Source organism: Nostoc sp. DedQUE08, assembly GCF_034530895.1.
In the GTDB taxonomy this organism is placed as follows: Bacteria; Cyanobacteriota; Cyanobacteriia; order Cyanobacteriales; family Nostocaceae; genus Nostoc.
This window is the reverse complement of sequence record NZ_JAVRCD010000050.1, coordinates 1-16,397: the sequence shown is the minus strand read 5'-3', so window position 1 is coordinate 16,397 and position 16,397 is coordinate 1. Positions and strand designations below refer to the sequence as shown.

At 41.0% G+C, this 16,397-nt stretch carries 15 protein-coding genes; 7 read left to right on the top strand and 8 right to left on the bottom strand.

Annotation, left to right across the window (positions count from 1 at the left end):
- Positions 1-232: 232 nt before the first annotated feature.
- The 5 genes from RMY64_RS26985 to RMY64_RS26965 all read right to left on the bottom strand — a co-directional run bounded on the left by RMY64_RS26985 (position 233) and on the right by RMY64_RS26965 (position 6,089).
- Positions 233-1,606 (bottom strand): alkaline phosphatase family protein, encoded by a 1,374-nt coding sequence (locus RMY64_RS26985; RefSeq protein ID WP_322701619.1) that lies wholly within the window; start codon positions 1,604-1,606, stop codon positions 233-235.
- Between the two features lie 121 nt (positions 1,607-1,727).
- A complete protein-coding gene (eboE, locus tag RMY64_RS26980; protein WP_322701618.1) occupies positions 1,728-2,954 on the bottom strand; it encodes a metabolite traffic protein EboE in 1,227 nt (408 codons plus the stop codon).
- A 149-nt stretch (positions 2,955-3,103) separates the two neighbouring features.
- A complete protein-coding gene (gene eboC, locus RMY64_RS26975; protein ID WP_322701617.1) occupies positions 3,104-4,036 on the bottom strand; it encodes a UbiA-like protein EboC in 933 nt (310 codons plus the stop codon).
- Between the two features lie 87 nt (positions 4,037-4,123).
- Complete coding sequence (locus RMY64_RS26970; RefSeq protein WP_322701616.1) at positions 4,124-5,086, bottom strand: TatD family hydrolase; 963 nt, start codon at positions 5,084-5,086, stop codon at positions 4,124-4,126.
- A gap of 139 nt (positions 5,087-5,225) precedes the next feature.
- Positions 5,226-6,089 (bottom strand): EboA family metabolite traffic protein, encoded by an 864-nt coding sequence (locus tag RMY64_RS26965; protein ID WP_322701615.1) that lies wholly within the window; start codon positions 6,087-6,089, stop codon positions 5,226-5,228.
- A gap of 474 nt (positions 6,090-6,563) precedes the next feature.
- Between RMY64_RS26965 and RMY64_RS26960 the strand changes: the two genes are divergently transcribed.
- Positions 6,564-7,766, top strand: a complete 1,203-nt coding sequence (locus RMY64_RS26960; protein WP_322701614.1) for a 3-dehydroquinate synthase — start codon at positions 6,564-6,566, stop codon at positions 7,764-7,766.
- 131 nt (positions 7,767-7,897) lie between these two features.
- On the opposite strand, the gene RMY64_RS26955 is transcribed toward RMY64_RS26960, so the two are convergent.
- Both RMY64_RS26955 and RMY64_RS26950 read right to left on the bottom strand, forming a co-directional pair.
- Positions 7,898-8,203 (bottom strand): HigA family addiction module antitoxin, encoded by a 306-nt coding sequence (locus RMY64_RS26955; protein ID WP_322690859.1) that lies wholly within the window; start codon positions 8,201-8,203, stop codon positions 7,898-7,900.
- A gap of 13 nt (positions 8,204-8,216) precedes the next feature.
- Positions 8,217-8,510 carry a type II toxin-antitoxin system RelE/ParE family toxin gene (locus tag RMY64_RS26950; RefSeq protein ID WP_322701613.1) on the bottom strand — a complete coding sequence of 98 codons (294 nt, stop codon included), beginning with the start codon at positions 8,508-8,510 and terminating at the stop codon, positions 8,217-8,219.
- Between the two features lie 102 nt (positions 8,511-8,612).
- Here RMY64_RS26950 and RMY64_RS26945 point away from each other — a divergent pair, with 102 nt between their 5' ends.
- Together RMY64_RS26945 and RMY64_RS26940 are read left to right on the top strand one after the other, a co-directional pair.
- Positions 8,613-8,855 (top strand): type II toxin-antitoxin system Phd/YefM family antitoxin, encoded by a 243-nt coding sequence (locus RMY64_RS26945; RefSeq protein WP_416212007.1) that lies wholly within the window; start codon positions 8,613-8,615, stop codon positions 8,853-8,855.
- Positions 8,852-9,160, top strand: a complete 309-nt coding sequence (locus RMY64_RS26940) for a Txe/YoeB family addiction module toxin (RefSeq protein ID WP_322701612.1) — start codon at positions 8,852-8,854, stop codon at positions 9,158-9,160. Before RMY64_RS26945 ends, RMY64_RS26940 begins: the two co-directional genes overlap by 4 nt.
- A 1-nt stretch (position 9,161) precedes the next feature.
- On the opposite strand, the gene RMY64_RS26935 is transcribed toward RMY64_RS26940, so the two are convergent.
- Positions 9,162-9,860 carry a YdcF family protein gene (locus tag RMY64_RS26935; protein ID WP_322690863.1) on the bottom strand — a complete coding sequence of 233 codons (699 nt, stop codon included), beginning with the start codon at positions 9,858-9,860 and terminating at the stop codon, positions 9,162-9,164.
- A 312-nt stretch (positions 9,861-10,172) separates the two neighbouring features.
- Here RMY64_RS26935 and ctpB point away from each other — a divergent pair, with 312 nt between their 5' ends.
- The 4 genes from ctpB (at position 10,173) to RMY64_RS26915 (ending at position 16,253) form a co-directional block, all read left to right on the top strand.
- Complete coding sequence (ctpB, locus tag RMY64_RS26930) at positions 10,173-11,513, top strand: carboxyl-terminal processing protease CtpB (protein WP_322671521.1); 1,341 nt, start codon at positions 10,173-10,175, stop codon at positions 11,511-11,513.
- 148 nt (positions 11,514-11,661) lie between these two features.
- Positions 11,662-12,651: a glycosyltransferase gene (locus RMY64_RS26925; RefSeq protein ID WP_322701611.1), complete on the top strand. Its 990-nt coding sequence runs from the start codon at positions 11,662-11,664 to the stop codon at positions 12,649-12,651.
- 657 nt (positions 12,652-13,308) lie between these two features.
- Entirely contained in the window at positions 13,309-15,195 is a 1,887-nt protein-coding gene (locus tag RMY64_RS26920; protein WP_322701610.1) for a putative bifunctional diguanylate cyclase/phosphodiesterase, read from the top strand.
- A gap of 362 nt (positions 15,196-15,557) precedes the next feature.
- Positions 15,558-16,253: a response regulator transcription factor gene (locus tag RMY64_RS26915; RefSeq protein ID WP_322671518.1), complete on the top strand. Its 696-nt coding sequence runs from the start codon at positions 15,558-15,560 to the stop codon at positions 16,251-16,253.
- Positions 16,254-16,397: the final 144 nt, after the last annotated feature.

Below are 16,397 nucleotides of genomic sequence, written 5' to 3'. Positions count from 1 at the left end.
CCTCCCTCTCCGAAACGGAAAGGGAGGAGCAATGAAAAATTCAGCTTTTTGCTCCCCTCTCCGTGTCGGAGAGGGGTTGGGGGAGAGGTCAAATAAGACTTGTCGAACTCAAGTTAATTCATAGTCATAACGAGTTTATATGTAAAGCATACTCGATATGATTATGAATTACAAGAAATCTTTTTGTATTTTGGTAAGATGTAGAGACGATATATCGCCTCTATACTGCCTTTCAGGTATTTAAATGTTTGAGAATCAACGAGCAAACATCTGTCGCCTCAATTTGATGTTCATTAACTAGGTGAGTTTGATGGGTGATAAATAGAGGCCCTTCAGCAACAGAAGTGGTGATATTACCGTGAGAGCCACGCACCAGCGAAGCATCCAGAGGGATCACATCCATTAAGTAGCGAAAGCCCAGTTGTTTTTTAAGTAACTTGAGAGCAATTTTTCCTTGAGGAAATTTTATTTGCGGATCGAGGAAAAGTTCTACAGGATCGTAACCAGGCTTGCGGTGGATATCTACGGTTCTAGCAAAATCAGGCGCTTTTGCATCATCGAGCCAATAATAATAGGTAAACCAAGCGTCAGACCCAGCGATCGCTACCAACTCTCCCGATCTAGGATGATCGAGATGGTACGTTTGTTTACCCTCTTCATCCAATACTTGCGCCACGCCTTCAGTCGCTTCTAGGAGCGATCGCACTTTCGGGATATACGCCGGATCGTTCACATATACATGAGCAACTTGATGATCGGCAACAGCAAAGGCAATGCTAGCACCAAAATCCAGTAGTTCTCGCCCTAATTCCTCGCGCACAGCAATTAAACCATTTTCTCGTAGTACGCGGTTCAAATCCACCGCTTTAGAAACTGGAGTAATGCCATACTCAGAAAGAATAATTACTTGAGTATTTCGTGCTTGATAATATTCAATTAAATCGCCACAAACAGCATCAATTTCTCGCAAATCAGCTTGAATCTGTGTTTGATTGTTACCAAACTTTTGCAGACAGTAATCTAAATGTGGTAGATAAACTAGTGATAATGTCGGGCTATAACGTTCCTCAATCCATTTTGCGGAATTGGCAATCCATTGGCTAGAACTAATGGTAGTTTTCGGCCCCCAAAAATCGAACAGAGGGAAGTTTCCTAAATCAGATTGAATTTGCGATCGCACATCACTAGGATGGGTATAAATATCAGGTAATTTTCTCCCATCTGCGGGATACATTGGGCGCGGTGTAATCGCATAATCTACTGAAGAATACATATTGTACCACCAAAAAAGGTTGGCACAAGTGAAGTTTGGATCGATTGATTTAGCTATTTCCCAAACTTTGGGAGCTTGTACTAGTTTATTAGATTGTCGCCAAAACTTCACTTCACACTCATCGCGGAAGTACCAACCATTAGCGACAATTCCATGTTCATCAGGCAATTTTCCTGTTAAATAAGTAGCCTGAACCGAACAAGTTACAGCAGGTAGAACTTTTTTAATGGGAGCCACTTGTCCTTTATTAGCCCAAGAAGATAAAAACGGCGTATTTTCTCCTAGTAAACTGGGCGTTAATCCTACGACATTTAAAACAACTGTTTTCTGCATACATTCAATTCTCTCTTATACCAATTTGAAGAAATAACTAGAGATGCGCTATGGTATATCTCTACAGATTTCAACCAGAAAAACCAGTGAAAATCTTAATTTATTAATTACGAATTACGAATTACAAATTACGAATTATTTTTAATACCCACTCATATTCACGCTGAATAGAAGTCAGCAAATCTATCTTCATTTCTGATGGCAATACATCCCAAGTGTAAGTCTCAATTTCTAGATGTGAGCAAGCATTATTTGTCTGAAGTAGCTGTAAAACAGTAGCAATATCATCTTGGGTAGATTGCAAAATTTGATAATCATGAATAAAAATTGGGACATGAAAGTGAGTGCGCCATTCTTCAGCTAGAGATTGCTCTAAATTTGGTAATGCAGTTATTAAATCAGGATAGTGGTGGAGTGTACCATCGCTACGACGTTCTATTACCTGGTGAAGATAGGTAGATTCTGCAAAAGGACGTAAGCGTTCAACTATCAAACTACGCTTTTCAACCTCAGCAGGTATTTTTACTTTAATTGCAGCGCTGATTTGAATTTTCCCAATTTTAATTCCTACCGATTGCAAACGTCCAAATACAGAGTTTGGCTGCTCATATTCAACGGAAAAATGGCAGGTGTCATAGCAAATTCGAACGTGTTCTAGCAATTTAGTCTCTGCTAAATCCTGCTCAATATTTAACTTGTCTGATAAATAACTACCACCTATTGGCAATAACCAATTTTGATAGAAGTCAATTACTTCCGAAGTATTTTCAATTAAACCATCAGGCTCAGGTTCTAAATCAATATGAAGGATCTTGCCTGTTTCTTCATGGATGCGAATCATTTCTATAACAACTGATGCTATATTCAAACAACTCTTTTTTATAACTGTCTCAAAAGTTGCTTGGTCTTTTATCCACCAAGGTTTATAGGATAATGGTAGTGTAGAAATTCCGCCATCAAGTCCTTGGGGTAATAGACTAGCTAAAATGTGTGCCAAATTTAATGTATAATTAACCCGTTCTTGTGTAGACCAATCTGGTGCATAAACTTGGTCTTTTACCACCTGTCGATGGAATCCACCATAAGGAAATCCATTTAAGGTGAAAACATATAAATCTTGTTGAGTTAGCCAAGTTTGGAATTGAGCCAAGTTATTATTTTCTAAAAGTTCTTTTGCTGCAACATCTGCTAACCTCAAGCCAATCCCAAAAGGTTCTGTAGGCGATAAACGTGATTTTAGTTCGGGAATATACTTCTCTAAATTGGCGAAAACCTCTAGCCAACTTTCACCAGGATGAATATTGCTGCAATAAGTTAAGTGAAGATTATTGTTTTTTGTAATTTTCATTTTCTAGTTATATGCCTTGTATATTTTTAATCTGTTTTCTTTGGCTTCAACTATTTCACAAAATACTTGCTACATATTCATGGGTAGGGGCGCATAGATGTGCGCCCCTACAGCCGATTAATGGTATTACTGGGTGTATACATTCAAATTTAAGTAACAGCAAATACCTTTGCTAACTTCATAGAAAATGGTAGCAAAATTAGAACAAATAAACCGTAATACAAACCAGCAAAACCAGATGCAACGGTTGCATCTAATACTATTAGAGATAAAACACCTATTCTCACAGCATTTCTGATATTTTCAGCTATCGGTTCGCGCGCTGCTTTGATAAAGTTAGGCAAGATTCTGATAGCTAAGAAAATAGCGAATGGTAGGGCTGCGATCGCTCTATACTCTTCTAGTAATCCTAAAGCTAAAACTGCTGTCAAAACTATTGCAATTAGAAGTAGCGCCAGTACTCCCGTAATCTTCTTACCACCGTGAACTTCACCCTGACTAATTGCCGTGATAGCAGCAATATAAAGAACAGGAATCAGCGCTAAATACCAACGTTCTCCGATTATTTCTGGTACAGCACTTACGCCTAATAATAAGTTACTGCCACGACACAAACCCATATTTAAAGGGCCGAAAAAAGGATGATGTTTGGCGAGTGAGTTATAAAGGAGGCATGAAAGAGTAATAAATGTTGCGATCGCAGCACTCAACAACGATACTTGAAAAGCAGCTATAATCCCAATCGCAAACAGTATACTCCCCAAGAAAGTAGCATTTTGACGAGATACGCGACCACTAGGAATTGCTCTATTTGGTCGCTCTTTGGCATCTAATTCGGCATCGAAAACATCATTAAAAACTATACCGCCACCGTATAAGCCAGTTGTAGCTAATAACAACCAAGCTAATGGAATTAGTATGGAAAAACTTGCTTCTCCATTTATTAATTGAACAAAAATAATCCCAGAACCAGAAGCAGCAAAACCAAGAAGAATATCCGCCCAAGCAGTAACAATATTAGCAGGACGCATCAATTCCAGATAACCCCGCCAGCTTTGAAAATTTAAGCTTGCAACATTCACTTATCTGCCTCCGTGCCTAGTATTTCTCAAAATAAAGCGCATATTACAAATGAACCAGATATTTATACACTCCTCACTGCCAATTTTCTACTCAATCAACACAAAATCTGAAACTGATTTAATTCCTGGTTCTTGTCCCCGTAGCACAGAATTACCACTGAACATTTGACGTTGATCGATAGATTGAGGATTGAGCCAGTCTGAAGCTTTCATCTGCCCAGTTTGACTGTAAGCAGCTAGGGCATTTTCATAACAAACTGCTCGCACATGATCTTCAGGAATACCCCTATCTAACATCAACTGAGCCGTTTTTGGGACTGCTAAAGGATCGCTAATACCCCAATCAGCACTACTATCTACAATGATGCGATCGCATCCATACTTACGGACAACTTCTACCATCCGGGCGTTACCCATCTTCGTCTGTGGGTAAATCGTGAAAGCCGCCCAAAAACCTCGTCCTAATACTTCTTCAACGGTTTCTTCGTTGTTGTGATCGATAACTACTTGTGAAGGATCTAAGCCATATTCAATACAACGATCCATACTCCGACTAGCACCCGCCTTCTTATTACGGTGAGGAGTATGAATTAGTACCAAACTATCGAGTTCTTTGGCTAATTCTAACTGTTGACAAAAGTACTTATCTTCTGCTTCCGTCATATCGTCATAGCCAATTTCACCAATGGCAACAACTCCTTCTTTACAGGCATAAAGTGGTAGCAGTTCCATAACTTCAGCTGCTAGCGCTTCATTGTTAGCTTCTTTCGGATTTAGGCCGATTGTGCAGTAGTGTTGGATGCCAAACTGACTAGCACGAAACCGTTCCCAGCCCACAAGACTACTGAAGTAGTCTTTAAATGAGCCAGCATTAGTTCGGGGTTGTCCTAACCAAAAGGCTGGTTCAATAACGGCAACAATTCCATATTCCCGCATTACTAAGTAATCGTAAGTAGTACGGGAACACATGTGAATGTGAGGATCGATAAACATCATAGTTTTAATAATTGGGGATTGGGGATTGGGGATTGGGAATTGGGCATTGGGCATTGGGCATTGGGCATTGGGAAAGACGAGGCAGGAGGCAGAAGTTCTACAATGTTTGAATTTTGAATTTTGAATTTTGAATTGATTTCTCCCCTGCTCCCTTGCTTCTTCCCCAGTCCCCAGTCCCCAGTCCCCACTCCCTTCATTTGCGGCTAAAACTGCTCCAAGTCAGATTACCTTGTTGAATGGATGACTGTAAATCTGGGTAATGAGAAAGTAATGCTTGCGCTTGCGGTAAAGGAGACTCAGCACAAGCTAAGGCTGCCGCTTCTTGCTCGTGTATATCCCCATTAGCCAGTACTTTTTCCAAATCTGTAATGATGGCGCTATCGGCAAACCGCCCTACAGGTCGCCAAAGTTCTGGCGTAACTGAGCGTTTAGCTGCCCAACGTTCATGGGCATAATCTGCTAACATCCTCGCCAATTCTGGATTAGCACGCCGATCTAGACCCCAAATTAGATGTAAAGGACTGCCGACAAACACAGCCTTCAGTACCATCTGATTCCAAGCAGCATTATCTAAGTAATTTGCTGGATAAGGGTTACGCAGTGCTATAGCTTGAAATACATTACTCATATTGCTGCGAATTCCCTCAGCAGTACGATGGCGATGTAACTCTGGATGTGGTAGTAGCGGCAAACTTTGATAAAGGGCAACTAACTCCCTCATATCGGCAGTGGAGAAGACTCGATCGAGCGATCGCACATAGACCTCAGCATCATCGTGGGGCAAAGCTAAAAGCAAAAGTGTGCGACCCGCTTGATCTACACTCCAATTACCAAGATACCAGCCGGGAATCAGATCCTCTGCTGCTTCCAAGTCCTGGAATGTTAGCTGCAAATCCTGTTTACCTAGATAACGCGGCACAGCACTAAAAGCCGTAAAAAACACTTGTTCAGCAGTGCCACTAGCAATCTGTGCTTGCTTCTGTTCCAACCAAGTAAAAGCTTTCTCTGAAACAGACTTTAACAGCCAGTGATGCAGTAATTTGTTTACTTTACTCATGATAAATTCAGGATAAGTTGCCCAACTTCTTTGTGACAACCAAGTATAAAATATAGCACTAAACTTGATATTTTGGGTTTAAAGCAGTTAGGTAATATACTACTGGGATCATAACTTCACTGAATCTATAAAAATCTCCTGACTTTAAAGAAGATACTGTAAAGATACCATTTTGATTAGATAAATCCTCAAATTATCTTACGGAAAAAAATTAGAATTTTATGTAATAATGATCTCCATTACTAACCTCATATATAAAGGATAGGCATTAATATAAATTGTAAATTCATGTTATTTTAAACTTTATCTATTAGGTGAAATCCTTCAAAAGTATGATTAATTTAGTAAATAGATTCGTTTAGTAGTTCATTTAAATTTTGAATTACGTGATGGATTTATTCTGTTTATATTGCTGTTAATTTTAATTGCAATAGTGTATTTATTTATAGCTACTTAAAAAGTAATAATATTCAAATGGCTATTCAACAAAAAACCGCTCTTAATCTCCAACCAATTAACCAATGTGTCCGCGTTACCTTCAATTATGATGTTCACTTCACTAGAGGTTTGTTTGAGTTAGATAATCCTTTACTTGCGCAAGCGATCGCCGCAGATGGGGAGACAACCCCAAAACAAGTACTAGCAGTGGTAGATGGAGGATTTTTACAGTATCAAGATGGGCTGTTAAAAAAATTATCAGCCTATGCCCAATGTTATGAAGATGTATTAACACTGAGCGGTGAGCCGATAGTAGTTCCAGGTGGAGAAGCAGTCAAGAACGATTCTAGATTTATAGAGCAAATTCATCAGCGGATCAATACAGCTGGATTATGCCGTCACTCCTACGTTTTAGCAATTGGAGGTGGAGCTGTCCTAGACATGGCAGGATACGCAGCAACAACAGCTCACCGAGGAATTCGGCTACTACGAGTACCGACAACAGTATTAGGGCAAAATGATTCGGGTGTAGGAGTAAAAAATGGAATCAATGCCTTTGGTAAGAAAAACTTTTTGGGTACATTCATGCCACCTTATGCTGTCTTGAATGACTTTGATTTTCTTACTAGCCTCGACGATCGAGATTGGCGATCGGGTATTGCAGAAGCGGTAAAAGTAGCGTTGATTAAAGATGCAGATTTCTTCGATTTCATTATGACTAATGCCGATAAATTGGCTAATCGAGACATGGACATAATGGAAAGACTGATCTATCGCTGTTCTCAGTTGCACTTAGAGCATATTGCTGGTAGTGGCGATCCCTTTGAAATGGGTTCATCGCGTCCTTTAGACTTTGGACACTGGGCTGCTCACAAACTGGAGCATTTAACTAATTACAGCTTACGTCACGGTGAAGCTGTTGCGATCGGGATCGCTTTAGATACAACCTATTCATATTTAACAGGGCAACTCTTACAATCAGAGTGGCAAAGGGTTCTAACTACACTCAAAAAATTAGGCTTTACTTTGTACATATCGGCATTGACAGAGCAATTAGATCGACTAGACCATCCGCATTGTCTATTTAGGGGGCTTACGGAATTCCGCGAACATTTGGGAGGAAAATTGACAATTACCCTTCTACAAGGAATCGGAGAGGGAATAGAAGTTAACCAGGTAGATTTGTCTTTGTATAGAGATGCTATTTTGATGCTGCAAGATTGGGAACTTTTGCATTGATTCTCCATTGGATGCAATCAGCAGAAGCGATGTCTATCAACAAGCCTAGAGGTGGAGAGTAAGATTTTCTTCACCTTTGCCTAATTGTGGTTATTTTATGCAAATATACCGCTTAGTTTTGAAAGCGATCGCTACTTCGTGGTTCCAAATTGCAAAATACTTTTTAGTTCCTCTTCTTCTTCCTTGAGAACGTGGTAAAGTTCCCAATTTTGTTGGAGGTTTAACCAAAACTCTGAGCTATTTCCGAAAAATTTTGATAACCTTACTGCCGTACTAGGTGTAATACCTCGCTTTTGATTTACAAGCTCATTTATTCGCTGATAAGGAACGTGAAGTGCATCTGCAAGTTCTCTTTGGGTGATTCCCATTGGGTCTAGAAAATCTTTAAGTAATATTTCACCTGGATGTGATGGAGGTCTATACTTTGGAACTCTCATCTGTTGTTACCTCCTAATGGTAATCGACTATTTCAACTTCTGATGCACCCTGGAGTGTCCATATAAAGCAAATTCGATATTGGTCATTAATCCGAATGCTATGCTGACCTTTACGCTCACCTTTTAGTATCTCTAACCTGTTACCTGGTGGAACTTTCATGTCATCTAGAGATAACGCTGCATTGATTTGATCTAATTTTCTCCGTGCAACTTCCCAACAGTATATAGGACATTGCTTTCGAGCTTCCTTTGAGTCATTGCCATCAAAAATATCTTCGGTTCCTCGATCCTTAAATGATACTATCATAATTAGCATGATGACACGGTTATCATGCTATCAAAAAAACAAAGTGATTTTTTGTAGGATGAGTAAACTAAATTAAAGTTATCGTGAGTTAAAAAAGTTATGATGTCTTCGCTTCCTGTCAACGACGCTCAAAATAATTTGCAAGAGATCATCGACCAAGTTGCAGAGCAGGGTAAACCTGTGATCATTCGAGGCGATCGTGGTAATGCAATTCTGCTAGCGGAAAAAGATTGGTCTGCAATTCAAGAGACTCTTTACTTATTATCTGTCCCTGGAATGCAAGAATCTATAAAAGAAGGACTAGCAACCCCGATCCAAGAATGTGATGAGGAGTTGGATTGGTGAGTCAGCAAGCTTCTGAGGAGCCACTTGCAAACCCCGAAGGAGCGATCTGGAGGTTGATTTACACAAAACAAGCGCAAAAAGACGCGAAGAAATTAGCTTCTAGTAACTTAAAGGAAAAGGCCGAGGAATTACTCGCAGTCCTTAAAGAAAATCCTTTTCAAAATCCTCCACCTTATGAAAAGCTGGTTGGTGACTTATCAGGTGCTTATTCTCGTAGGATAAATATACAGCATCGATTGGTATATGAGGTCATTGAATCCGAGCAAGTAGTCAAGATAATTCGGATGTGGACGCATTACGAGTAAGTTACCTCCTCAACCCTCCTTGGTGTTCACAATGGAAACCTCGATGCTCCCAAGCTTGCATATCTACATCAGTAAGTTTTGTCACATTTGAGCATTGCGGTTGAATAATTTGACTTAAAATCGCCCAAAATAAGCTGCGCGTTACATCTAATCCAGTTTTAGTCCAAGATTCCCGATTACCAGGAATACCCGACTCCTGAACAATTTCTGGCTCAACCCAAATACCATGAGCGCCAAAAAGAACCTGTGCCATCCATTTAGCTCTGGGTAAATGACTTGGCGAGGTAATCAACATGACTTTATGCACTCCCCAACGGCGCAAAATTGGAATACCATAATAAAAATTTTCAAAGGTAGAATTCGCGCATTTTTCTAACCAAACGTTTTGTAACTCTGCTAATTCTGCCTCAAAAATTAACCGTATACAGGGATCTGGGGAACCATGAGAAATTAAAATTGGGGTTTGCGGGTATTGTTTTGCTAGTTGGGCAACATAAGTTTCTCGACGAATACTGCCACCAAGCACAAAGAACGCATCTACTGGCTGCGAAGACGCAAAAACTAAGGTTATAGTAGTAAAAATCAGCCAAACACCCAGGACAACATATAATCCACCACTGAGTTTTTGTAACAATTGCCACAGATTAGCAGATTTTTTTTTAATAGAAATTAATGATTTGTTGGTAAATTTGCGTTTCATGACTTAAGTAAGAAAAACTGATTTTATTGCTGTATAACAGTACTGCAATTCAGTGAGCAAAGTGCTATCTTATAAAAGTAATCTAGAATGCAAAGATGACGCTAATTAAAGTGTCACACGCTCAGTATAGCCTTCCGGAGTAGACTAACAAACTGAGAAATGATTGTTAATAACTAATGCGGCATTTTTGGCATCATTTAAGGATAAAAATGATGAAGGAACATAGTTGATTCTGGGGTATAAAAACTTAAAAATTTCTGGAAAGCCTGATTGCTAAACTGTCAACAACACAATTATTCCAGCTAAGTATACATGAACCAATCTGCGAAAAGTTACTCACCGCTCCAAGTAGCCTTGATTGGTGGAGCGATCGCCACAACTGCTACCATGTCTGTATTCGGCCCCGCTTGGACTCGTGGTGTCCGTGCTGCTCTAGCCCTCCAAGACAGCCCAAAAGTGATAGTTGACCAAGTTTGGCAACTGGTAAATCATGAATATGTTGATGGCAAATTTAATCAACAAGATTGGCAAGCAACCAGGCAAAGCTTGTTGAGCAAAGACTACTCTTCTAAGGAAGAAGCATACACTGCCATCCGCGAAGCTTTACAAAAGTTAGGAGATCCTTACACTCGGTTCATGGACCCCCAACAATTTGAAGCTCTAACTAGCCAAACATCTGGGGAAGTCTCTGGTATCGGCATTCGGATGGAAGTGAACGAAAAAACTCAGCAGCTCACCGTTGTCGAAGCCATAGAAAATTCTCCGGCGCTGAAAGCTGGAATCAAAGCAGGCGATCAAATTTTGGCAATTGACGGCAAATCCACTCTCAAAATGAAAGTGGATGATGCTTCTAAGCTCATCCGTGGCAAAGCGGGTACTCCGATTAAGCTAAGATTAGGACGCGCAGGCCAAAATGCCTTTGATTTGAAGCTGACAAGGGCAAGTATCGAAGTCCCAACGGTACGCTATACCCTCAGACAAGAAGGGAATCGCCGCGTTGGCTATATCCGTTTGCGGGAATTTAGCGCTCACGCCGCAGACCAAATGCAACGAGCCATCCGCGATTTGAACACTAAGAAAGTTGATTCTTACGTCTTAGATTTGCGGGGAAATCCAGGCGGTTTGTTGCAGGCAAGCATTGAAATTGCTCGGATGTGGTATGACAACGGCGGAATTGTCAAGACAATAGACCGTGTAGGCAGCAGCGAAGAAACTAAAGCCAATCGCACTGCTTTGACAAATCGTCCTTTGGCAGTCTTAGTGGATGGCAATTCAGCTAGTGCTAGTGAAATCCTTACAGGGGCACTCAAGGATAATAAACGGGCGGTAGTCGTGGGGGGTCAAACCTTTGGCAAAGCCTTAGTCCAGTCAGTTCATGAACTCGCAGATGGTTCCGGCTTGGCTGTCACCATTGCCCATTACTACACCCCAGCAGGAACGGATATTAACCACAAAGGAATTACACCTGATATCAAGCTAGACTTGACAGAGGCACAAGAGCGTCAATTGGCTTCTAATCCCAATTTAATTGGAACTAAGAGCGATCCCCAATATGCTCGAGCGATCGCAATTTTATCAAATAATAACTTTGCCCAGCCACCAGCAAATCAACCGACTCGACCCATGAGCCGCGCCGATAACCTGAAATTTTAAATTGACGCGAATGATTTGTTACCAGGTGTTTATATAGTAGTATTCCCAAATCCAGATTTTTGGAGTTATGAAAACTGCTTGATATGCCGTTCCAGGATTTTGATTTGGGAATACTAACTACTAATCCCATCTCCAAAATCTCAGATTTATGAATCATCAACCAGTTGATGCAACCACCGCCACCAGCTTTTTACCAATGGTATCGGTGGTTGTTCCTATTTATAACGGTGAGGCAGATTTACCAGAGTTAATCAATTGTCTGTTGTCTCAAACTTACCCAAAAGACCGGGTAGAATACTTGTTGGTGGACAACAACAGTAGCGATCGCACTCTCACCATCCTGAAAACATCTGCCGAAAATTCCCCAATTACAATTCGCCCCTTAAGCGAAACCCAAATTCAAAGCTCTTACGCTGCTCGTAATACCGGGATTCGCGCCGCTACGGGTGAAATTATGGTTTTTACCGATGCAGATTGTCGCCCACAACCGCAATGGTTAGACACACTAATTCAGCCTTTTGTTAACGCAGAAGTAGTAATTGTTGCTGGTGAAATTTTGGCACTACCAGGCACAACTTTGTTAGAACAACACGCAGACCGTCAAGAAACTTTATCGCAAAAACATACCCTTAACCATTCCTTTCGTCCCTATGGTCAAACAGCTAATTTGGCGATTCGACGCATTGCTTTTGAAAAAGTGGGTTTATTTCGTCCCTATCTAACTACTGGTGGTGATGCTGATATTTGTTGGCGGATTTTGGCAGAAAACATCGGGCGTTTGGAATTTGCTCCAAGTGCGATCGTTCAGCACCGCCACCGCGCTACACTTCAAGAACTGCAAAGTCAATGGCGGCGTTATGGACGTTCAAATCGCTATCTGCACGAACTGTACGGTGTAGATTTAATGCGAGAGATGACACCCAGAGAATACGGCTATCGCTTGGCACGTTGGTTATTGAAGGAAGTACCAAGAGATATTAAAAAGGCTTTGGCGAAGCCCGCCCCAGCCATTGCTAGTCAAGCCAGCCTTGTAGATTTATTAAATACCCCCATTGGTTTATTCACAGCTAGGGCGCGTACTGCTGGACAAAGAGAGGCCAAGCTACCAGAGAATGCCAAGATAATTGCTCGACTGTAATTAAGAAAAAAGGCGTTGCTGATTTAGATGTGTAAATTTTGGTCTAAAGACGTTGCAATTGCTAGTCTCTACAAAGGTTTTGAAATTACGCAAAATCATTTTCATAGCTGAATTCAGTAACACCTGAGCAAAAACGTTCTTGTCAGTCTAGAAGCATTGGCTGAGAACCTTATGCTTTCTTTAGCTCACAAAAGCGAATGTATCTTAAGAAGTATTTTCAAAAGTAGGTAAAGCAAATATGCTGTTATTAATCTTTGAACTTTAGTACCTTGTATTTAATAAAATAAAAATTTCACTAGGTAGGGCTGGTTGGCACTAAATAAGGCTAAAAGTTGATTGAGGCTGCACAAATTTGATTGCTTCGTGATTATTGAAAGATAAATTAGTAAATCAAAAAACCAACTTCTTTAATATTTATTTATAGAGTGTCCGCTCTTTCAAGTAACCTTCTCTCCTTGCCTGCTCAATAGCGTCTGAAGTCTTGAAGAAAGCATGGAGTTTGCTTTCACTGCTTTCTTCATTCACACTTACGCTTTATAGTTTTGTGAGTTGAGCAACATGAAAGTGGATGGATTTAATCAACAGATAGATAAATTGTGCTCACAGATACAGGAACTATTAAAATGCTATGGAACTAAGCTGAACTCACAACCGGAGATGATAACAGAAGCTTTCGAGGAACTTAACACCGCAATGGAAGAACTATTGACAGCTTCCGAGGAGTTAAAGGTAACACGAGCGGCAGTAGAGAAAGAGCGCCAGCGTTACCGAGATTTGTTCGAGTTTGCTCCAGATGGTTACTTGGTAACTGATACTGACGGAATAATCCAAGAGGCTAACCACATAGCAGCAACTTTGCTCGGTGTCCAACAAAAATATTTAGTAGGTAAACCATTAATTCTTTTTATTGCTCAACAAGACCGCCAGTCCTTTAACTATCAAATAAACAATTTGCAAGAGATATTGAACTGGGAAATTCACTTACAGCCACGGAAAGGAAAGCCTTTCCCTGCTAATGTGAGAGCGTCTGTAGTATACGATCTTGAAGAGAAGTACCTTGGGTGGCGTTGGCTGTTGTGCAACATCAGTGAACGCAAACAAGCTGAAGAAATGTTGTACCGAGCTTACAGTGAGTTAGAAATACGGGTGGCGGAACGAACAGCGGAACTGGTAAAAGCAAATCAGAAATTGCTAAATGAAATTACAGAACGTAAAAGAGTCGAGTCACAACTACTGCACCTTGCTTTTCACGATACACTGACGGGTCTGGCAAACCGCGTTGCATTTATGAACCGCCTAAAACATGCGATAAATTATTCAAAACGGCATTCAGATTATCTATATGCTGTACTATTTATCGACCTAGATCGGTTTAAGGTGATCAATGACAGCCTTGGACACCTAAATGGAGACCAATTGCTGCTTGCTGTTGCAAGTAGACTACAAATATGTGTACGCTCCATAGATACAGCAGCACGGCTTGGGGGAGACGAATTTACAATCCTGCTTGAAGGAATCCAGGATATGTCAGATGCTATCAAAGTCGCTGAACGGATTCAGAAGGAACTGGCATTACCCTTTGAACTTGACGGACAAGAAGTCTTCATCACGGCAAGTATTGGCATCGCGTTGAGTTCGACAGTAGACTATCAACACCCAGAAGAACTGTTGAGGGATGCAGATACAGCAATGTATCGAGCCAAGATGATAGGCAGAGCGCGTTATGAGCTATTCAACTCAGATATGTATGCTGATGCTCTAGCGAGATTGCAGTTAGAGACTGATTTGCGGCGAGCAATTGAACGCGAAGAATTTCGGGTTTATTATCAACCGATTGTTTCGCTCGCTAATGGCTCTATTTTAGGTTTTGAGGCTCTATTGCGCTGGCAGCACCCAGAGCGTGGTCTACTTAATCCAGCAGATTTTATTTCCCTAGCAGAGGAAACTGGACTAATTTTCTCCATTGGCAAATGGGCTTTGCATGAAGCTTGCCGCCAGATGCAAGTTTGGCGGGAATGTCATCGTTCTAAATTACTAAAGAAAATTAGTGTTAATCTCTCCGTCAAGCAATTTTCTCAGCCGGATTTGATAGAGCAGATTGGGCAAATTTTGCACTCAACTGGCCTGGATGCTGGTACTCTAATCCTAGAGATTACTGAAAAGGCAATTGTGGAAAATGGCGATAAGGTAACTGCCGCAATTTTACAACTTCGAGAGATGGGCATTGAGTTATCAATTGATGACTTTGGTACAGGCTACTCTTCATTAGGTGGTCTTTATAACTTTCCGATTAGTGTGTTGAAAATTGACCGTTCTTTCATCAGCATGATGGGCACTAATAGTAAGAATTTAGAAATTATTGAGATAATTGTCACTTTGGCACACAAGCTAGGTGTGGATGTGCTTGCCGAAGGGGTAGAGACAAAAGAGCAACTATTAGTTCTAAGAAAGTTAAACTGTCAATATGTCCAAGGACATTTTTTCTCAGTTCCGTTAAATAGCTCGGCAGCAGAAGCATTAATTATGGAAAATCCTCAATGGTAAGGGTTATTAAAAAATTCGTAATTGATAAGAACGCTTTTTTTATTCTCATAGCAATCATGAATCATAGCTACTAGAGACTGCCTTACTACATGGTGGCTTAGTTTGATTCAAGACGAGCCAACTTTCCTTAGCGGTAGCCAACATGAAACCATCAACTGTTGGGATCTTGCTATAGGAGAATGTTGAAAAACTTTGCGGCCACCCCGTCCCGATGAAGGCACGATCGTTAATGCAGCAGCAGAGTTGATGGAGGCACAGATGTGAACTTTAAAAGCTTTTGAGTCGGTAGAGGTGAATTCAAGTTGCTCAATGCCTACCAACTTTCGCTAAATTGGAAAAAGGAAAACTCAAGGGAATTTTAAATGTCAGCACAATTGTTACTGGTGGATGATGAACCAGGGATACGGGAAGCCGTGAAAGACTATTTGCAAGAGAGCGGTTTCAGCGTTCAAGTCGCCAGTAACGCCCTTGAAGGTTGGGAATGGATGCAGCTGAATACACCTGATTTAGTGATTTCTGATGTGATGATGCCTCAAGTAGATGGCTATCAATTCCTGAAGCAACTACGGGAAGACCCCCGTTTCCAAGCACTCCCAGTAGTATTTTTAACTGCTAAAGGTATGACAGGCGATCGCATTCAAGGCTATCACGCTGGTGTTGATGCCTATCTACCCAAACCCTTTGATCCAGACGAGTTAGTGGCTATAGTCGAAAATTTGCTAGCCCGTCGCGCCGCTAAGGCTGCGAGTACGGGAGATGATGCTGAAACCCCCGATCTTGCTGAACTAGCCAATCAGATTTCCCAAATTAAAGCATTGTTAACTCAAAGAAATGCTATTTCCCAATCGCCAGCCCCTTTTAAAATTGATTTGACTCCCAGAGAACAAAGTGTTTTAAATTTGGTCGCAGAAGGGTTAATGAACAAAGAAATCGCCCGTCGCTTAGAAACCAGCGTCCGCAATGTAGAAAAATACGTCAGCCGTTTATTTAGTAAAACCGGTACCAATAGCCGTACAGAGTTAGTTCGCTTTGCTCTAGAACACGGTCTTGCTAAATAGGGATTGGGCATGGGGCATTGGGCATTGGGCATTGGGCATTGGGCATTGGGCATTGGGCATTGGGCATTGGGCATTGGGCATTGGGCATTGGGCATTGGGCATTGGGCATTGGGCATTGGGCATTGGGCATTGGGCATTGGGCAT